Source organism: Mesorhizobium ventifaucium (assembly GCF_935822925.1).
GTDB lineage: Bacteria > Pseudomonadota > Alphaproteobacteria > Rhizobiales > Rhizobiaceae > Mesorhizobium > Mesorhizobium ventifaucium.
The window spans coordinates 113,689-131,727 of sequence record NZ_CAKXZS010000024.1 but is presented as its reverse complement, the minus strand read 5'-3'; the positions used below and the strand labels follow the sequence as shown (position 1 = coordinate 131,727).

The 18,039-nt window shown below is 62.2% G+C and carries 16 protein-coding genes and 3 pseudogenes; 16 read left to right on the top strand and 3 right to left on the bottom strand.

Annotated features, from left to right (window positions below; genetic code table 11):
• The first annotated feature begins 753 nt into the window (after window positions 1–753).
• From NMG70_RS21370 to NMG70_RS21320, 12 genes and pseudogenes are all read left to right on the top strand, one after another.
• Complete coding sequence (locus NMG70_RS21370; protein WP_254026366.1) at window positions 754–909, top strand: hypothetical protein; 156 nt, start codon at window positions 754–756, stop codon at window positions 907–909.
• A 75-nt stretch (window positions 910–984) separates the two neighbouring features.
• Window positions 985–1,629 (top strand): peptidyl-prolyl cis-trans isomerase, encoded by a 645-nt coding sequence (locus NMG70_RS21365; RefSeq protein WP_254026365.1) that lies wholly within the window; start codon window positions 985–987, stop codon window positions 1,627–1,629.
• Window positions 1,626–2,675 carry a HupE/UreJ family protein gene (locus NMG70_RS21360; protein ID WP_254026364.1) on the top strand — a complete coding sequence of 350 codons (1,050 nt, stop codon included), beginning with the start codon at window positions 1,626–1,628 and terminating at the stop codon, window positions 2,673–2,675. The genes NMG70_RS21365 and NMG70_RS21360 overlap by 4 nt, the downstream gene beginning before the upstream one ends.
• A gap of 11 nt (window positions 2,676–2,686) precedes the next feature.
• Window positions 2,687–3,391 (top strand): hypothetical protein, encoded by a 705-nt coding sequence (locus NMG70_RS21355; RefSeq protein WP_254026363.1) that lies wholly within the window; start codon window positions 2,687–2,689, stop codon window positions 3,389–3,391.
• Window positions 3,379–5,307: a DUF3604 domain-containing protein gene (locus NMG70_RS21350; RefSeq protein ID WP_254026362.1), complete on the top strand. Its 1,929-nt coding sequence runs from the start codon at window positions 3,379–3,381 to the stop codon at window positions 5,305–5,307. The genes NMG70_RS21355 and NMG70_RS21350 overlap by 13 nt, the downstream gene beginning before the upstream one ends.
• Window positions 5,308–5,458: 151 nt before the next feature.
• Entirely contained in the window at window positions 5,459–6,274 is an 816-nt protein-coding gene (locus NMG70_RS21345) for a hypothetical protein (protein ID WP_254026361.1), read from the top strand.
• Window positions 6,275–6,288: 14 nt separating this feature from the next.
• Window positions 6,289–7,092 carry a DUF2092 domain-containing protein gene (locus NMG70_RS21340; RefSeq protein WP_254026360.1) on the top strand — a complete coding sequence of 268 codons (804 nt, stop codon included), beginning with the start codon at window positions 6,289–6,291 and terminating at the stop codon, window positions 7,090–7,092.
• Window positions 7,093–7,139: 47 nt separating this feature from the next.
• A complete protein-coding gene (locus NMG70_RS21335; RefSeq protein WP_254026545.1) occupies window positions 7,140–7,412 on the top strand; it encodes a hypothetical protein in 273 nt (90 codons plus the stop codon).
• Between the two features lie 138 nt (window positions 7,413–7,550).
• Window positions 7,551–8,582, top strand: coding sequence for a calcium:cation antiporter (locus NMG70_RS21330; protein ID WP_436798432.1), 1,032 nt, complete (start codon window positions 7,551–7,553; stop codon window positions 8,580–8,582).
• Between the two features lie 181 nt (window positions 8,583–8,763).
• Window positions 8,764–9,348, top strand: a pseudogene (locus tag NMG70_RS33025) (DUF1254 domain-containing protein); the annotation flags it as partial.
• Between the two features lie 455 nt (window positions 9,349–9,803).
• A complete protein-coding gene (locus NMG70_RS33020) occupies window positions 9,804–10,223 on the top strand; it encodes a DUF1214 domain-containing protein (RefSeq protein WP_367185571.1) in 420 nt (139 codons plus the stop codon).
• A 20-nt stretch (window positions 10,224–10,243) separates the two neighbouring features.
• Window positions 10,244–10,484: pseudogene (locus NMG70_RS21320) on the top strand (patatin-like phospholipase family protein); the annotation flags it as partial.
• Between the two features lie 519 nt (window positions 10,485–11,003).
• On the opposite strand, the gene NMG70_RS21310 reads toward NMG70_RS21320, so the two are convergent.
• Entirely contained in the window at window positions 11,004–12,671 is a 1,668-nt protein-coding gene (locus NMG70_RS21310) for an alpha/beta hydrolase (RefSeq protein ID WP_254026358.1), read from the bottom strand.
• A 369-nt stretch (window positions 12,672–13,040) separates the two neighbouring features.
• A pseudogene (locus tag NMG70_RS33015) lies at window positions 13,041–13,232 on the bottom strand (IS110 family transposase); the annotation flags it as partial.
• 432 nt (window positions 13,233–13,664) lie between these two features.
• Here NMG70_RS33015 and NMG70_RS21305 point away from each other — a divergent pair.
• Window positions 13,665–14,453 (top strand): DUF899 domain-containing protein, encoded by a 789-nt coding sequence (locus NMG70_RS21305; RefSeq protein WP_254026357.1) that lies wholly within the window; start codon window positions 13,665–13,667, stop codon window positions 14,451–14,453.
• Window positions 14,454–14,843: 390 nt separating this feature from the next.
• On the opposite strand, the gene NMG70_RS21300 is transcribed toward NMG70_RS21305, so the two are convergent.
• Window positions 14,844–15,257, bottom strand: coding sequence for a MerR family transcriptional regulator (locus NMG70_RS21300; protein WP_254026356.1), 414 nt, complete (start codon window positions 15,255–15,257; stop codon window positions 14,844–14,846).
• A gap of 76 nt (window positions 15,258–15,333) precedes the next feature.
• On the opposite strand from NMG70_RS21300, the gene NMG70_RS21295 reads away from it, so the two are divergent.
• The 3 genes from NMG70_RS21295 to NMG70_RS21285 are packed head-to-tail and all read left to right on the top strand — an operon-like array spanning window position 15,334 to window position 18,023.
• Entirely contained in the window at window positions 15,334–15,606 is a 273-nt protein-coding gene (locus NMG70_RS21295) for a hypothetical protein (protein ID WP_254026355.1), read from the top strand.
• A 19-nt stretch (window positions 15,607–15,625) separates the two neighbouring features.
• The gene (locus NMG70_RS21290) at window positions 15,626–15,817 is read left to right on the top strand and encodes a methyltransferase family protein (RefSeq protein ID WP_254026354.1); all 192 of its coding nucleotides are present in this window, start codon (window positions 15,626–15,628) and stop codon (window positions 15,815–15,817) included.
• 52 nt (window positions 15,818–15,869) lie between these two features.
• On the top strand, window positions 15,870–18,023 hold the full coding sequence (locus tag NMG70_RS21285; RefSeq protein ID WP_254026353.1) for a heavy metal translocating P-type ATPase: 2,154 nt from the start codon (window positions 15,870–15,872) through the stop codon (window positions 18,021–18,023).
• Window positions 18,024–18,039: the final 16 nt, after the last annotated feature.

Sequence of the window (18,039 nt, the reverse complement as noted above, 5' to 3'; positions counted from 1 at the left end):
GATTGGTGGGGTTGATGTAGCGAGAACAGAGTCAACGTCCGCTCTGGCGTTCAGTGTCGGATGCCCGTTACGGCGCTCTTTGCTAGTTCCCGCCGACCAGTTCAAGAAGCAAGGTTCTCGGCCATTGGCGACCGCTAGTCTAATTGAGTTTGAGCCCAATCTTCGAAACGCTGCCCTCAACATTTTGAATGGCGCCAGCGCACCGGGGCATGCGGCACTGTCGCGCAACGCCACGCGGTTCAACGCGCCGAGGGACTCCCCACCTTTTGCAAGGCTGATTTTCACCCAGCCACCACTCTCGTCCACGCCGGCCTAGAGATCGGGGTGCGGCGCAGCACTGCGCTGCCTCGCGGCGAGCAGCGGGTGTGCAAGCGGAGTGGGCGCCTTCGCGGGGAACCGGCTGCAGGGAGCGAAGCGACCGAAGCTGGGCGGAAGACGCTCCGAAGCGCGCCGAGGGCGGAGCCCATGAGCCATGTGGTGGCCGACAAGTGTTCGCACGCGAAGATATCTGAGAGAAACTCTGGTTATTCAGTAGACGCAGAACGTTTGCGGGATTTGGATGGACTTGTACTCTGCGCATGGTATCTTGCGGCTCAAATAGAAAAGTGCGTCCCGGTGGAGGAGCAAGTATCGGGACGTTTGCGGTGAAATAAGCAAAGCAGACCTCAATCGCGCGGCCGCCGGGCCGGGGCGGGCGGTGTTGTGCGCTCCGCCGTACTGGCGATCGGGGAAAAGTCGCAGAGTTGGCCACCAATGAAGCTGCTCAGGGAACCGTTGCTGCATTTCGCCGTAGTGGGCGCGATCCTGTTCGGCGGCTATTCCTGGTTGAACGAAACGCGGGCCAAAGACGCAGCGCTTGAGCCGGTCCGTATCGCGGAAGGCGACGTACGCTGGCTCAAGCAGACATAGTCGAGTCAATGGCTGCGCGAGCCGAGCGCTGATGAGCTGAAAGGCCTCATCGACGATCTGCTCAACGAAAAGCTGATGGCGCGCGAGGCCGAGGCGATGGGTCTCGGCGAGGACGACACGATCATCCGCCGGCGGCTGGCGCAGAAACTGAAGTTCCTCGTCGAGGACACCGCTCAGCTCGCCGAGCCGACCGAGGCCGAGCTCAGGCAATTTTATAGCGCCAACATCGGCCAGTTCGAGACCCCGGAGAAACTCTCGTTCAAGCAAATCTATTTCAACCCGGAGCATCGCAAGGATGCGGCGGCGGACGCCAGTGCGATGCTTACCGGGTTGAGCGCGGAGGACGGAGACGAACCGTCCGCGGGTGACCGGCTGCTGTTCGGCGACGGGTTCAACGACACGGACGAACTAGCGGTGTCGGGCATGTTTGGAGCCGACTTCGCACATGAAGTCTTTTCGCTCGAGCCGGGCGCGTGGCGCGGCCCGGTGAAATCCGGCTACGGCGTCCATCTTGTGTTCGTCACGCAGCGCACTGCGACGGCACCGAAGCCCTTCGAAGCTGTGCGGGACGCGGTGCTGACGGAATGGCGCAACCGCAAGCAAGAAGCGCTAACCCGTGAGTATTTCACCGAGCTGCGCAAGAAATATCGGGTTGAGCTGGACGACGGCGTCGAAGCAGTGCTTGACTCCCAGCCGGCTCCAAGCGTGGCGGTAAAATGAGCCGGCCGGCGCATCGGGTTGCGGATTCCCGCGCCGGTCGCGTCGCTCTTTTTGGCTGGCTCAGTTGGCTCGCGCTGGTGGCTGCAACGGCAATAGTTCTAACGCAGCATGCCTCAGCCCATGAGGTTCGCCCCGCCTATCTCAGCGTACAGGAGGAGGCGCCCAACGAATTCAGCGTGCTGTTCAAGACGCCCATGCGGGGCAATGCGCGGCTGGCGTTGACGGCTTTGTTCTCGGGCAAAATCGAGACGCTGACGCCTGTTGTCTCGCGTCCGACCGGCGATGCCATGGTGCAGACGTGGCGCATGAGAACTCTGGAACCGCTGGCTGGTCAGAACGTGCTGATCGACGGGTTGGAGCGGACCATGACCGATGCGCTTGTGCGGGTCCAGTTCGCCGATGGCAACAGCTGGACGGCGCGGCTGACGCCCAGCGAGCCATCGGCTCTGATCCCTGCATTTCAGAGTGCCTGGGGTGTCTTCGTGACCTATGTCGCCCAAGGCATCGAGCACATCGCGTTGGGCTTCGACCATCTACTTTTCGTCACCGCCCTGATGCTGATCGTGCGCGACTGGCGCAAGCTGGTGAAGGCGATCACCGCCTTTACGGTTGCCCATTCCATCACGCTGACTTGCGCCACATTGGGATGGCTGACCCTGCCTTCAGCACCGGTCGAAACGATGATCGCGATCAGCATTGTCATGGTCGCTGCGGAAGTCGTCAGGATGGAGCGCGGGCGGCTCAGCCTAGCGATCACAAGACCGTGGATCGTGGCCTTTGCCTTCGGTCTTCTGCATGGCTTCGGTTTTGCCGGCGCGCTGGTCGAGCTCGGTCTGCCGCAAAACGATATTCCGCTGGCGTTGCTGGCCTTCAACCTCGGCGTCGAGCTCGGGCAGCTGGCCTTCATTGCCCTGACAGTGATCGCGGTCTACTCAATCAGACAGTTCGTCAGCATCCCGCGGAAAGCGATCGTCGGCTCGGCCTACGCTGTCGGCACCGTTGCGGCATTTTGGAGCGTCGAGCGGCTGGACGCGATGTTTCTATGAGGAGGACCACGATGAGGCCTGTCAGATATCCGAAACGAACTGTCGTTCTCGTGATGGCAGCGGCGGGTTTTATCGCTTGGGCGCCTGGCTCGGAAGGCTTTGCCTGCGGCTATGAAGACCCGAAGTCAGTCTCGCGCGGCTCGCTCAGCTGGGGCTATCCCGATTCGCTCCATGTCATCGGTGCGATATCGAGGGAAGTTGCAGCGCGGCGGCTTCCGCAGGCGAATTTCAATCGCGGGGGCGTCGATCTGTTCGGAAATAAGTTCGGCTTGGCAAAGAAGTCGCTGGAGCAATTCGGCGCAATGCTGAGCGCGGCGTCGACCGAATCGTGGACGACATCGGTGACTATCGTGCTGCTCGAGCCGATGCTGTGGTCACGCTTCGAGCCGACAGCTGAGGGTTTTCGGACGGCAGTCCACGTCTCAGGGGCCGAAGATGGCGATCTTGTCGTGGTCACAGGCGAAGCGGTGATCGCCGAGATCGCCGCAGGGCACCTTACGTTCGGCGAAGCCTACGCCCGCGGCGTGGCGCGTCTCTATGGCGAGGATGCCCGGATCGCCGCATTCGTTCTAAATTATCAGCGGGTCGGCGCAGACCTGGGCACGCTCGAGACGGCCCCCTCGCGCACGGCAGCAGGCCTCAATCTTCAAAACCGATCTGCAGCCCGACAAAGTGGAACGGCAAATCATCGAGGGAGGAAATCATGCGAGTGTTGATGTATTTGGCTGCCGTATTGGCCGCGACCACAGCGCTTGGTAATTCGGTACTGGCGCAGGAGACGACGGACAAAGGGACGATCGACCCTCAGATGGCCGATACCCTCTTCCGGAAGCAGGGGTACTCTCCTTACGCCGGCAATACATTCCCCATGCGTCCCCTGTTCGGCGACACCCATCTGCACACCTCGCAGTCGTTCGATGCCATCGCCTTCGGCAACTTCATCGGACCGGAGGAGGCCTATCGCTTCGCGCGCGGCGAGGAGGTGACTACCTCGACCGGCCAGCGCGCGCGTTTGAGCCGGCCGCTCGACTTTCTCATGGTCGCCGATCACGCCGAGAACATGGGCACCATGGGCGAAATCAAGGCCGGAAACCTGGTCTTGATGGAAGATCCTCAGCTGAAGCGCTGGAACCAGATGCTGAATGCCGGCGGCCAAGAGGCGATGAACGTCTACTACGAAATAGTTGCGAGCATCGGCGGCACAAGCGGGCCTCTGCCTCAGGCGCTTAGCTCCGATGAAATCACCCGTTCTGTTTGGCACAAGAACATCCAGGCTGCGGAGGACAACTACAAGCCGGGCACCTTTACTGCTTTGATCGGCTATGAATGGTCATCCAACACCGGCGGCAACAACCTCCATCGCGTTGTCGTGTTCCGTGATGGAGCGGCAAAGACTGAGCAAATCCTGCCGTTCTCCTCATTGGAGAGCGACAAACCGGAGGACCTCTGGAAGGCGCTTCAAAACTATGAGGCAAAGACCGGCGGGAGCGTGCTCGCTATTCCTCACAACGGCAACCTGTCGAACGGCTTGATGTATCCGTTGGTCAATCCTGTCGGAGGGCAGCCGATCACGTCTGAATATGCTCGCACCCGCGCGAGTCTTGAGCCGCTGATGGAAGTAGTTCAGACCAAGGGTGATGGGGAGACGCATCCCACTTTGTCGCCCAACGACGAGTTCGCCAATTTCGAGCGCTGGGACAAGGGCAACCTCGATCTTAGTGTCGATAAGACACCCGAAATGCTGGAATTCGAGTATGCCCGGTCGGCTCTCAAGAATGGCCTGAAGCTCGAGGCGGAGCTTGGAGTTAATCCCTACAAATACGGGATGATTGCGTCGACGGACGCCCACAATTCGCTCCCTGCAGTGGAAGAGAACAACTTTTTCGGCAAGTTCCCTCATACCGAACCCCGCGCAGACCGCGCCACGGACGCGCTCGGCAAGTTCGGTGAGAAATCAATCGCCGGTTGGGAAACGGTTTCGAGCGGATACGCTGCCGTGTGGGCAACGGAGAACACCCGCGAGGCCATCTTCGATGCGATGGAGCGCAAAGAGGTCTACGCCACCACCGGGCCACGGATGCTGGTTCGGCTGTTCGGTGGATGGGATTTTGTAGCCGACGACGCAAATACACGAATCCCGGCAGCAGTCGGCTACACCAAGGGCGTACCCATGGGCGGCGATCTCCCACCTGCGCCGGCGGGGAAATCTCCCACATTCCTGGTGGCCACATTGAAAGATCCGATCGGCGCCAACCTCGACCGTTACCAGATCGTCAAGGGCTGGATGGACGCAGCAGGGGAGTTGCATGAGAAGGTCTACGACGTCGCCTGGTCCGGCGACCGCAAGCCCGGCGCGGACGGCAAGTTGCCGGCGGTCGGCAACACCGTCGATATTGCCAACGCGACCTGGACAAACACGATCGGCGAGCCGGAGCTCGTTGCGGTCTGGACCGATCCTGACTTCGATCCCGCCGCGCGCGCTTTCTACTATGCTCGAGTGCTGGAAATTCCGACACCGCGCTGGACAGCCTACGACGCGAAATACTTTGGCGTTACGATGCCGCCGGAAGTGCCAATGACGATACAGGAGCGCGCTTACACGTCGCCGATCTGGTACAATCCGGCGGGCTAGGCAAAGGCCAAGGTTCGCGGGGCGTCCCGGCAGGTGACCGGGCCGACACGAGGAGGGGGAACCATAAAACTGCGCATGTTGGTGGCTTCCGAGGGTGATGTCGGGACCCGGTCGGTCAGCGCGTCGAGCCATTTGAAGGAGAGGGACTTTGATGAACATCCGTGAAACACTTATTTCCGCGCTTGCCGCAACGCTGCTCGGCATAACATGCGCGCAAGCGGCTGATGTTGCAGTCGAGGCGCCGCCCGAAGCTCCTCTGCCCACGAGCGAGTGGACCTTCAGCGTGGCGCCGTACTTCTGGGGCGCGGGGCTGCAAGGCGACGTCGGTCTTTTCGGACGTGAGCCGGTCGACATCGACATGAGCTTCGGCGATATTTTCGACAATCTACGCTTCGGAGGCATGGTCGTGGCCGAGGCAACCAATGGCACATGGGGACTCGTCGCAGACATAATCTATGTGAAGATCGAGGATGACGAGTCGGTCACTCGAACGGTCGGAGGCATCCCTCTCACGCTCGCGGGAAGTGTCGAAACCAGCAGCCTGACCGCGACTTTCATGGGCGAATACCGGGCTATTGCCCAGCCGACGGCGACTCTGGATCTGATGGCCGGCGCCCGCATCTGGAGCGTCGACAACGACATCGAACTCAGCTTGGCTGCCGGCGGCCCCCCACTCGCCGCCTTCAGCGGCAGCGACGGCAGCACCTGGGTTGACCCCGTGATCGGCCTGAAGGGCCGCTACGACATCAACGCATCGTGGTATCTCACGGGATGGGGTATCATTGGAGGCTTCGGCGCGGGCTCCGACATAACCTGGGATGTGCTTGGCGGTGTCGGGTACCAATGGAACGAGCGATTTTCGTTCGTCGCCGGCTATCGGGCGCTCGGCGTCGACTATGAGGATGACGGCTTCGTCTACGACGTCATCCAGCACGGTCCCATCCTTGGCACCGTCATCCGCTTTTGACGAACGTAGGGAGGATGAAAGAGAGGACGGTAGGGATTTGCTACTCCGCGCGCTTTTGGACGCTTGGCGGGGCTTGTATCATTGCTTTCGGCATAGCCACCACCCCGGCAATCGCCCAGCAGATCGAGCCTGAGGCGGACAAGATTCTTCACGCAATGGCGGACTACGTCGCCGGACTGAAGACCTTCACGGTCAATTATGACGCCGACACCGAAGTCGTCGATATTGAAGGACAGAAGCTGCAATACAGCGCCTCCGGATCCATCGCGGTCGAACGCCCTGGCAAGCTCCACGTCTCCCGCAAGGGAACTTTCGTCGATGCCGTGCTGACGTTCGACGGCAAAACGGTCTCGATCTACGGCAAGAAGGCTAATGTTTACGGTCAGCTCGAAAGCCCCGGCCCGACAATCGACGAGGCTGTCGAGGAGGTCCGGGCTGCGACCGGATTCGACGCTTCTGGAGCCGACCTCTTTGCCGCCGATCCATACGCGGTGCTCGCCGAGGACGTTATCAAAGGGGTCCATGTGGGGACTGGTTTCGTGGACGGAGTCGAGTGCGACCAGTTGGCCTTCCGCAACCCGAGAGTCGATTGGCAGATCTGGATTCAGAAAGGCGATCAGCCGCTGCCGCTAAAATATGTGATCACCACCAAATGGGTCACCGGCGCGCCGCAATATTCGCTGCGGCTCAGTGACTGGAACGTCGCGCCGCAGATCGATCAGGCACAGTTCACATTCACTGCGCCGGAAGGCGCAAGAAAGCTTGAAGAGATGAGCGCCGACGAGATCGGCGAGTTTTTCGCGGAGGGAGTGCAATGACCAGGCATCGCTCGAGGTGGGCCGGGATCGCCTTTGCCGCGCTCGCCATGATTTTCGCCGATGGCATGAGTTCGGCCGTGCCTTTCCTGAGCCTTGTCGGCGACGCACACGCTGTCATCGGCCGTCCGGCTACACCCGGCAGCGTCGCCGGCGTGGCGCGGCGCACGACGCGCCGGGTCATTCGCCGTTCAGCCATTTATGTCAGCACACTGCCGGCAGGTTGCGTGCGGACATCGGTCAACGGCGTGGTGGTCTGGCGCTGCGGCGCTTCCTACTACCAGCCATACGGCAGCCGTTATGTCGTCGTGTACATCGATTGACGGAACGATGCGGCTCGGCCAGGCAACGCAAGCAAGTGTCTGCCGTAGAGGCATGGCTCCCAGTGTACCGGTAACATAAGGGCTCGTACCGGCGTGACAACAGAACAAACGCCATGGTGGGCATGGGTGTGGCCAGTGGTGGCGTGGGTGATCCTGCTGACGACGTTCTTTGCAGGTGTCGGCGGCCTTATTGCCGCGGCCGCAGGAATAGCCTTGATCGCCACTGTCTTTGCGGCCGTATACCATGCCGAAGTCGTCGCGCACCGCACGGGCGAACCCTTTGGCACACTTGTCCTGGCCCTCGCCGTCACAATCATCGAGGTAGCGCTGATCGTCTCGGTGATGATTTCAGCTCCGGCTGAAAAGGCAGGGCTAGCACGCGATACCGTGTTCGCCGCAGTCATGATCGTAATGAACGGCATCATCGGTCTGTGCCTTCTCTGGGGAGGCGTGCGTCATCACGAACAGGGATTCCAACTTCAGGGCGCGAGCGCTGCCTTGGCCGTGCTTGCCGCGCTCACGACGCTGACAATGGTCGTGCCAAACGTCGTCGCGACGTCGGTCGGTCCGATGTTCAGCACCCCGCAACTCATCTTCGCGGGGATTGTCTCACTGGTCCTCTATATCTCGTTCGTCTTCGTCCAGACCGTGCGGCACCGCGACTATTTCCTTCCGCTCGACGCCGGCGAAGAAGGGCATCTGCCACCGCCTTCGAACAGAACGGCGGGCGTCAGCTTGGGATTGCTGTTCGCCGCACTGGTGGCGGTGGTTGGGCTTGCGAAATCTCTGACGCCGACGGTGGAGGCAGGAATCGCCTGGCTCGGAGTACCAAAGGCAGTCGTAGGGATAGTCATCGCGGCCGTGGTGCTGCTTCCAGAATGTCTGGCAGCGCTCAGGGCGGCTCAAGCCAACCGGCTGCAGACCAGTCTTAACTTGTCGTTAGGTTCGATTCTCGCTGCAATCGGCCTGACCATACCCGCCGTAGCGCTCGTTTCAATTGTGATTGGCCAGCCCCTTGCCCTTGGTTTGGACGACAAAGACCAAACCCTGCTGGTACTGACGTTGATCGTCAGTGTGATCACGTTGGGTACCGGCCGGACGACAGTGCTTCAGGGCATCGTACATCTGGTGATCTTCGCAGTGTTCTTGTTCTTCGCGGCCGTGCCGTAAGACCTCCCCGGCTCACGAGCCACCGACGCAGAGAAGCGCTTCTTCGGTTAGCGGTTGCTGCTGCGCAGCGGCGTTTTTGTCCTAGGCGAAACTTCACTACCGCATTTTAGATGTTACGTGCTTGGTTACATAGGGCTTTCAAGTTGCTTGTTGCGGTTAGAGGGACTTGTTATTCTTTCCGATGATTTCCAACGGTCTCAAGATGGGAGCTGCCGCAATGAAGATTTCCCGACGAGATATCACTTTAGGTGGCTTGAGTCTGTTGGCTGGAGGGTCAATAGCTTCTGTCACACGAGCCGATACTGCCAATCAGAAGTCGGTTCTAAGCGCCGCTATCGATGCCTACATCTTCGGCTATCCGCTCGCGATCATGGACATGACCCGCAGGCAGCTCACCAACGTCGCGACCGCCGGCGCGACGCGCGCGCCAATGGGCCAGTTGCGCCGCATGCGCAGCTACCCGGCCGTTGATGACCGTTCCGTTCCCGCCCCCAACGCCGATACGCTCTACACGGATGCCTGGCTCGACGTCTCGAAGGAGCCGATGGTTCTGACGACGCCAGACATGGGTGATCGGTATTTCCAGATGCCGATGCTGAGCGGCTGGACGGATGTCTTCCAATCTCCAGGGACGAGGACCACGGGCCAAAAGCCAGAGACCTACGCCATCACGGGTCCGGGATGGTCCGGCGACCTACCTGCGGGCGTCACCGAATACAAATCGCCGACCGGCATCGTCTGGCTATTGGGGCGTATTTATTGCACCGGCACGCCGGAGGATTACGCGGAGGTCCACGCGTTGCAGGACAAGGTCTCGCTGGTTCCGCTGAGCCAATATGGCAAACCCTACATGCCCCCTCCGGTCAGCGTAGACCCCAATATCGATATGAAAACCCCGCCGGTGAATCAGGTGAACGCTCTGAGCGTCAATGATTATTTCAGCTATCTTGCAGAGTTGATGAAGACAAACCCGCCTTTGCCGCAGGACGAGCCGATGATCGCGCGAATGGCCACCATCGGATTTACTCCTGGGCGAGACTTCGACCGGAGCAAGCTCAGCGCATTCGATAAGGCCGCGGTCGATGCTGTCCCAAAACTTGCGCTGCAGAGAATGCTTGAGCGGTTCAAGAAGGAGAGCCAGGCCACGATCAACGGCTGGATCTACTTCGGCCCAGCCGTGGCCAACTGGGCACGGACTATGTATTGCGCGCCTTGTGCAACATGCTCGGGCCGGGCTGGAATCTGCCTGCTGATGCGGTGTACCCGACCTCGGAGAAAGGTCCCGATGGCAAAGACTATGACGGGAGCAACAAATATGTCCTTCGTTTCGAGAAGGGCCAGTTGCCGCCGGTCGCGGCCAGCGGGTTCTGGTCGCTGACAATGTATGACGAAGGTCGTTTCTTCGTTCCCAATGCGCTCAACCGCTACACGATTAGCCAGCGCGACAATCTCAAGGCGAACGCGGACGGCTCAGCGGATATTTATCTCCAAGCGGATTCGCCCGGCAAGGACAAGGAGCCGAATTGGCTACCCGCTCCCAAAGGGAAATTCAGTGTTATGCTGCGCCTGTACATGCCTAAGGAGGGGCCAGTCTCGATCCTTGATGGCTCCTGGAAGCCGCCGGCGATCACTCCCCTATGACGAACCAAAGGACAGGCACGGAGGAGTTGCGCATGATCGCCCTGCTGCGGCAGGTGGCGGACGCCGGAAACAGCGAAGGCGGGCAATGGGCGGGCATGCGCATTCCGCATGGCGAGCGACATGATGGTCGATTTCGGCTATTCTTCCAAGCTCAACGCCGAATGGGCGTTCCTCACGATGCTGCGCGACGAAGGGCGGAAATCGGCCAACGCCTTCCTTGCCGCTTACGCCGACGACCTCGGCAAGACATCCTCGCACGATCCGCGCCGGCTGATGCCCGCCGCCATTGCGCTCGGTACATCCACCTTCACCATGTCGGCGCTCCCGGGCACGCCCTCGATACAGAACGCCATCCCCATGCCGTTCTTCGGCACCCCCGCCGTTTGCGGCGCCGGGCCTCGGCCATCGCGCTCGATGCGCTCGGCCCGACCTACATGAAGCTCGCCGCCGAACCGACCTCGATCCCGCGCTGATGCACCGCGCAGCGGTGATCGGCTCCGGCACGCTCGACAGCCTGCCCGCACAAGGCGGGAGGCCGCTGCGCAACCGTGGTTTTCGGGACGCCCGCCGCGTGGACTGCCGCGGGCGCTTTTTTCGTCTATCGGGTCAGCCGCGCCGGCGGTTACTTTGAAATCGCGTTGAGGGAGCGCGATGGCCGTGTCGTCGACCTGCGCCGCATCAGACGTGACGAGGGCGTGGTGCCTGTCGCCGCGGCCCGCGGTTCCGGCGTGCCTCGTTGGCTTCCGCTCGCGCTGCCCATGTCATGGACAGCCAGCGCCGTCACAGGCAGCCGTCACATGGCCTCGCGCGAGCCGCGAGATGTTGCTTCAGCTGCGCTATCTGGTCGGCCGACCAACCCTGCGGATCGGTCACGGCGAGCCACGCGTTGACGTAGTGTTCGGGCGCAAAGACATGTCCGTAGCCCATCGGCGTACCAGTGGCGACTGCCATGTCGAGGGCCAGCTGGAGCATCGTCACGACGGGGTACCAACGCAGCTCCGGCGAGACGTCCGGACCGCGTGGCGCATCCATCCAGGCAGGACGGCGATAGAAATCGCGATAATCGAAAAACGTGATCGCATCGCTCGCATATTGGAGGTACACGATGCGCAGCGGACCCCAGGGTGCGTCGGTCGGATCGGGTCCGCCGTCCTGGTTCACGAAACGGATGAAGGAACCGTCCCGGAATTGCGGCAGCCAGGCCGGTGAGCCGGGGTTGCGATGCTCCGTCACGCTGCGCCACATCCTGGCTTCGAACGGTGGACCGCTCCACAGCGCCCCCTGGATAGGGTCACCCAGTATCTCGAAAAGCTCTGCCGACTTCTCGGAGTTCAACGCTCCGAGACTCAGGCCATGCAGATAGAGTTTTGGCCGGCTCTCGCGCGGAAGCGTCGTCCAGTATCCATAGACCGCGGCAAACAGAGCCTGTGCTGCTTCCGAGCCGTATTCCGGCTCGAACAGCAACGACAGCGGACTCGACAGATAGGAGTACTGCTGTGCGACGCTCGCCACGTCGCCCCTGTGGAGGTACTCGACTGAATTCATGGCAGCGGGATCGACCCAGCCGCTGCCGGTCGGCGTGACGACGACGAGTACGGAGCGTTCGAAGGCGCTAAGGCGTTTCAGCTCTTCGAGGGCGATTTGCGCCCTATCCTCGGCCGTGTCCGCCACGCGAAGCCCGACATAGACCCGGATAGGCTCGAGTGCATTTGCGTGCGTGAACGCGGCTATCTCTGCAGCGGTGGGTCCCGTCGCGATGAATTCTCGCCCCGCCCGTCCAAGTTCTTCCCAGCCGACGAGCGAAGCCGGGCTGCCGGTCTTGAGCGGAGATTCCGGTTGCGGCCGGTCCGGTTCGATGAGGGCGTCGAGCGCAGCGAAGGACGAGTCGGCCACGCGGAGCGCGTAGCGGACGAGCACACCGTTTGCGACCGCCCAGAACAACAATATCGCGACGGCGAAACCGATTACCCTCGAAACCCTGCGCGGGACGAAACGGCCGGACCGCTCCGCAATCAAACGAGAGATGCCCTTGAAGAGCCGGGCAAGCGCTATGACCACCAGGAATGTGACGATCGCAATCAAACAGATTTCGAACGGATGTGCACTCGTCACGGGTTCGAGGTCCATCAGTCGACGGATCGAATTCTGCCATTCTGCCGCCCACCACAGAAACAGTATGGCGATGGCGGCGCAAACGGCCGCGGCGACGATCTTGAGAGCGACCAGGAGCCGCTCACGCGGTTCCGGAAGCTCCATATAGGTCCATAGCCCGCGCCACGCGACGCCGACACCGTATCCGACTGCGAAACATGCCCCGGATAGCACGCCCTGGGTCAGATAAGTTCGGGGGATGAGCGTCGGCGTCAGCGAAGCGACGAAGAACAGTGTGCCCAAGACCAGGCCGCCGGCAGCAAGCGACCGCCAAAACCTTGTCACCCAGCTACGCATAGGGCCGCTTCGCTTCTCTTGGTTGAATTGTCTTGGAAAGAATACGAAGGGCCATCATGGCTCGCTCTCGCGTTTTGTAGAAGGAGGCAGCTGTAAATTTCCGGCTGCTCCGTCCAGCAAGTCGCACGATCTGATCAGGTCGCATTTGCGTCGCTAAAAATCCCCTTCGCAATTGGATGGCCGATGTTTGCAAATGGCACGACCGCGCCGGGAAGGTCGGAGTGAGTCAGAGGCTACTGGGTTGAGCGTCAGCCTTTCACGCCGATGACATAGAGGACTTGCTAGTTTTGGTCTAAATCCAAGTTAGAGTTCATTCTGGTGAAGCAATGTCGCTCCTGGCGCCCGAAGCTGACGTTCTAGTGGCTTCCTTCAATGACGGCTCATGGCGACAGGCCCATGCGGGACCTCTATCCCGATGGCGACACGGTCCGGCTCATGGCCCGTCGTGGATCTGATCCAGTTGGCCAATTCGGCCACTCCCTCGCCGCTATGTGGCAACGGGCGATGGCCGAGTTTTCTTCCGTCGGCATCCAGTGCATAGGCGTAGTGCGTCGCCGATGCCCAGTCGACGCCTTACAAATGCGGATATGTCTCCAATCATTTCCTTCTCCTGCTCAAACGGGCGGCTACGATGCTCGCCGGCCCTGTTCTGGCGCTCGAAGGCGCAACTCCCCACGCGGCGTCGATCGCAGCCAATCCATCGGGGCACTCGTCCCCTCTAGGCGCTCAAAGCGCTGGATCACCAGGTCGCTCCCGACGAATCGGCCCCGCGGTGTCATCATAGACGCCCCGCAGGGAGCATTGTGATTGGAACACAACCGCTTCCGGCGCACCCCGCCGGGTTTGATCGGCGCTCCATCGGAATAGCGCCACACTTGTTACTCCCACTGGTCGTTTTCCGATGCCAGACTATTTCAGGCCCAAGAACGAGCGATGAGCAGCGAACGAGCCGTGCTTCAGCGACGAGGCGCGCGCCCAGATCAGGAGGAAGCCATGACTTCAGCAGCCGAGAGCGGACGCAAAAGCGGACAGACTGCCATGCACACACCGCCGGTGGTGTCGCCGCAGGAGTGGGAAGCGGCCCACGAGCAGCTGCTCGTGAAGGAAAAGGCCCAGACCCGCGCCCGTGACGCGCTGGCCGCCGAGCGGCGGCGGATGCCGTGGATGGCCGTGGAGAAGAACTATGCGTTCGAGGGCCCTGACGGAAAGGTGAGCCTGCTCGACCTGTTCGACGGTCGGCGTCAGATGATCGTCTACCGCGCCTTCTTCGAGCCGGGAGTGTTCGGCTGGCCCGACCATGCCTGTCGCGGCTGCTCCATGGTGGCCGACCAGGTCGCCCACGTCGCCCACTTGAACGCCCGTGACACCACTCTCGTTTTCGTCTCGCGTGCGCCTCAGGCGGATATCGCGCGGCTGAAGGCGCGGATGGGCTGGGAGATACCGTGGTTCACCCTCACCGACAGCTTCGACGCCGACTTCGGCGTCGACGAGTGGCATGGCCACAACGTGTTCATCCGCGACGGCGACCGCGTGTTCCGCACCTACTTCATCAACAACCGCGGCGACGAGCAGATGGGCGGCACCTGGAACTATCTCGACATCACGCCGCTGGGCCGGCAGGAGGCCTGGGAGGACTCGCCCGAGGGCTATCCCCAGACCCCGGCCTACAAATGGTGGAACTGGCATGACAGCTACGCCGCGGATCCAGCGGCCGACAAGAAGTGGGCCGAGGTGTCGGAGGCCGGAGAGGCGGCGTTCCGGGAGGCGAACACGAAGCAATGAGCCTGGTCCGGTGGGTCCGACGGGCGGCGACGGTCGGTCTGAGAGGGCCCCGATCGAGCGTGGCGCGAAGCTCCGCTACGAGGAGCGGTCGCGAACATCCGGAACCGGCGCTCTGTGCTCGCTGATCGGATTCAATTCAAACGGCAAGGTTGTCGGTCGTTTGACGCCGGGTAGCCGGGGCGACGCACGTTGGACCCAAGCCGACTTTTTCAACCCACCTTGCTACCCAATAGCCGACATTCGCGCAATTATCGCTGATGGACCCAAAGCCGACAGCAAGCCTAGCTGAACGAATGACCGGTAACAGATTTGAGAGCGGTCATTCGGTCGGACGGGCCCGCTGCCTGCACAACAAATTACACAAAGCGAATGAGATGCGCCCTCTGACCTTCAGTGCTCGTGCCCGCAAAGGGAGTGGTTGGACAGGGCGCGGATGACATAGCAGTCCCCGATGGTTTCGCCCGTGCAGCAGGTAGCGATACGTTCGAGCTCCTCCTCCAACTTCTGCAGCTTTGCAATTCGGTCCCGGACGGAGGCGAGCTGCTCTTTGGCGATCCTGTCTGCATCGGCGCACGGCCTGTCGGCATGTCCGCTGAGATCGATGAGCTGCCGGATCGAGTTGATCGTTAGGCCAAGGTCGCGGGCGTGACGAATGAATGCCAATCGCTCTAGCTCGGCCTTCGCGAAGCGCCGCTGATTGCCCTCTGAGCGCTGCGGCGCTTCCAGCAGCCCCATCTGCTCGTAGTAGCGGATGGTAGGAGCTTTCACTCCCGTCCGCCGCGACAGGTCTCCAATCGAATACATCCGTCATTTTCCCTCTTGAACCTCTAGTCACTAGAGCAATTAGATTGTCTGGCAGAGAATGGCAACAGGTGAGATCATGACTGCGACTTCCGGCGAAACCCATGACCATCCCGGAGTGATCGCTCCTCCGCCCCTGGTGTTTGCAGGCTCCTGGGCCGCGGGCGTGCTTGCCGACAGGTACGCCAGCGGATGGCCGCTTCCGCCTGCACTCCCGGCGAAGGTGCTGGCAGTCCTGCTGGGCCGAGCCGGCGTCGTCTTCCTGGCAAGCGCGCTCGGGCTCTTCCGAAAGGCGGGCACCAGGCCGGAGCCATGGCAGCCGACGAGCGCTATAGTGACGGGCGAAGTGTAACCGGGTGACTCGCAACCCGATGTATGTCGGTATGGCCCTCGTCTACGCCGCTGTCGCCCTTGCCGTCGGCAGTCCCCTCGCAATGGCGCTCCTTCCCGCAGCCATCCTCGTGATCCACCGCGGCGTCATCCTGCGGGAGGAGCGCTACCTGGAGCGGAAGTTCGGCGACGAATACGTGGCCTACAGAGCCCGGGTGCGGCGCTGGCTTTGACTAGGAAGATTTAGCTTGAACCTCTAGCTGCTTGAGATCGTAAGAACGCACCATGGCCGAAACATTGACACAGACCACCCGCTACCGTGTGAGCGGTATGGACTGCGCCTCCTGCGCGTCCAAGATCGACACAGCCGTCAGGCGGATGGAGGGCGTGGAAGACGTGTCCGTGTCCGTGACCAACGGCAGCGTGACAGTCACACACGCAGAATCCCTCGGCAGCGATGCCGTCGCGCGGCAGGTCTCCCGGCTCGGCTACGGTGCCGCGCCTTGGGACAGCGGAGACCGCGAGGTTGAAAACGGGGATGGGGACCGCCGGCTCGACGGCCAAATCCCGGCCGGGCAGCCCTGGTGGCGCTCTAGGCGGGCGAAGCTGACCATTGCCTCGGGCGCGGCCCTCGTGGTGGCGTACGGGATCGGGCTCGTCTATCCGGACGCGGGGCACTGGCCGTTCCTCGCCGCCTTGCTCGTCGGCCTCGTTCCCATCGCGCGGCGCGCACTCTCCGCCGCCTTCGCCGGCACGCCGTTCTCCATCGAGGCGCTGATGTCGATCGCGGCCGTCGGAGCCGTGTTGATCGGCGCGACCGAAGAGGCGGCGATGGTGGTGCTGCTCTTCCTCGTCGGCGAACTGCTCGAAGGCGTGGCGGCGAGCCGCGCCCGGGCGAGCATCCAGGGCCTTGCCGACCTCGTCCCGAAGACAGCGCTCGTGGAAAGGAATGGTGGGACCACGGAGGTCCCGGCGGCCACGCTGGCTGTCGGCGACGTCATCATCGTCCGGCCCGGCGACAGGATTCCGGCGGACGGGGAGATCGTCGAGGGGTCGAGCGAGATCGACGAGTCCCCCGTCACGGGGGAGAGCACGCCCAAGCGGAAGACAGAGAACGACGCGGTTTTCGCCGGAACGATCAACACGGACGGCGTGCTGAAGGTCCGCGTGACGGCGGCGGCCGAGGACAACACCATCGCCCGGGTCGTCAGGCTGGTCGAGGAGGCGCAGGAGAGCAAGGCCCCGACCGAGAGGTTCATCGACCGCTTCTCCCGCTACTACACGCCCGGCGTCCTCGTCGTCGGTGCGCTCGTGGCCATTCTGCCCCCGCTGGTCTTCGGCGAGCCGTGGGACGAGTGGATCTACAAGGGGCTTGCAATCCTGCTGATTGGCTGCCCGTGTGCGCTGGTCATTTCCACTCCGGCGGCGGTGGCCGCAGGCCTGTCCGCGGGTGCGCGACGCGGCATGCTGATGAAGGGCGGAGCGGTCCTCGAGGGCTTCGGCAGGATCACGGCTGTCGCGTTCGACAAGACGGGCACGCTGACCGAAGGCAAGCCCGTTGTCACGGACGTGGTCGCCTACGGGCGGACCGAGCGCGAGGTGCTGTCCATGGCTGCCGCCCTGGAACAGGGATCGAGCCATCCGCTCGCCGTCGCTATCCTCGGGAAGGCGAAGGCGGACAAGGCGCCGATCCCTCCGGCGTTCGGCGCGAAAGCTGTCTCTGGCAAGGGTGTGGAAGGCAATGTCGGCGGCGTGACGCTGTTCCTTGCCTCCGCCAAGGCTGCGGCCGGGCGCGCGTCCCTTTCCCCGGAACAGGTCTCCCGGATCGAGGACCTGAACGGACAGGGGAAGACCGTCTCCGTGCTGCTGGCGGGCGAAGCGGTGGCTGGGCTGATCGCCATGCGGGACGAGCCGCGGGAAGACGCAAAGGCCGGGCTGGCCGCCCTCAGGGAGATCGGCATCCGGACGGTCATGCTGACCGGGGACAACCCGAAGACTGCGGAAGCGATCGCCTCAGGCCTCGGAGTCAAGGCGCGGGCCGGGCTGCTGCCGCAGGACAAGCAGCGGATCGTCACCGACTTGCAGAAGGAAGGCCTCAAGGTCGCGAAGGTCGGCGACGGCATCAACGACGCTCCGGCGCTCGCGGCGGCCGACATAGGCATCGCCATGGGCGGCGGTACGGACGTGGCGCTCGAAACCGCGGATGCAGCAATCCTGCATGGCCGCGTCATGGACATCGCCAATATGGTCACCCTCTCGCGGGCTGTGATGGCGAACATCAAGCAGAACATTGCGGTCGCGCTCGGGCTGAAGGCGGTTTTTCTTGTGACGACGGTGATCGGCGTCACTGGCCTCTGGCCCGCCATCCTGGCCGACACGGGCGCGACGGTGCTGGTGACAGCGAACGCAATGCGGCTCCTCAGTTGGGGCCGCCAGTGATAGGATAGGCACAATG

What these genes read in the sequence shown, in the direction of transcription:
- NMG70_RS21370 (WP_254026366.1), top strand. Translation starts at nt 754, where the DNA reads ATGAAGCTGCTCAGGGAACCGTTGCTGCATTTCGCCGTAGTGGGCGCG.
- NMG70_RS21365 (WP_254026365.1), top strand. Translation starts at nt 985, where the DNA reads ATGGCGCGCGAGGCCGAGGCGATGGGTCTCGGCGAGGACGACACGATC.
- NMG70_RS21360 (WP_254026364.1), top strand. Translation starts at nt 1,626, where the DNA reads ATGAGCCGGCCGGCGCATCGGGTTGCGGATTCCCGCGCCGGTCGCGTC.
- NMG70_RS21355 (WP_254026363.1), top strand. Translation starts at nt 2,687, where the DNA reads ATGAGGCCTGTCAGATATCCGAAACGAACTGTCGTTCTCGTGATGGCA.
- NMG70_RS21350 (WP_254026362.1), top strand. Translation starts at nt 3,379, where the DNA reads ATGCGAGTGTTGATGTATTTGGCTGCCGTATTGGCCGCGACCACAGCG.
- NMG70_RS21345 (WP_254026361.1), top strand. Translation starts at nt 5,459, where the DNA reads ATGAACATCCGTGAAACACTTATTTCCGCGCTTGCCGCAACGCTGCTC.
- NMG70_RS21340 (WP_254026360.1), top strand. Translation starts at nt 6,289, where the DNA reads ATGAAAGAGAGGACGGTAGGGATTTGCTACTCCGCGCGCTTTTGGACG.
- NMG70_RS21335 (WP_254026545.1), top strand. Translation starts at nt 7,140, where the DNA reads ATGATTTTCGCCGATGGCATGAGTTCGGCCGTGCCTTTCCTGAGCCTT.
- NMG70_RS33020 (WP_367185571.1), top strand. Translation starts at nt 9,804, where the DNA reads ATGCTCGGGCCGGGCTGGAATCTGCCTGCTGATGCGGTGTACCCGACC.
- NMG70_RS21310 (WP_254026358.1), bottom strand. Translation starts at nt 12,671, where the DNA reads ATGCGTAGCTGGGTGACAAGGTTTTGGCGGTCGCTTGCTGCCGGCGGC.
- NMG70_RS21305 (WP_254026357.1), top strand. Translation starts at nt 13,665, where the DNA reads ATGACTTCAGCAGCCGAGAGCGGACGCAAAAGCGGACAGACTGCCATG.
- NMG70_RS21300 (WP_254026356.1), bottom strand. Translation starts at nt 15,257, where the DNA reads ATGTATTCGATTGGAGACCTGTCGCGGCGGACGGGAGTGAAAGCTCCT.
- NMG70_RS21295 (WP_254026355.1), top strand. Translation starts at nt 15,334, where the DNA reads ATGACTGCGACTTCCGGCGAAACCCATGACCATCCCGGAGTGATCGCT.
- NMG70_RS21290 (WP_254026354.1), top strand. Translation starts at nt 15,626, where the DNA reads ATGTATGTCGGTATGGCCCTCGTCTACGCCGCTGTCGCCCTTGCCGTC.
- NMG70_RS21285 (WP_254026353.1), top strand. Translation starts at nt 15,870, where the DNA reads ATGGCCGAAACATTGACACAGACCACCCGCTACCGTGTGAGCGGTATG.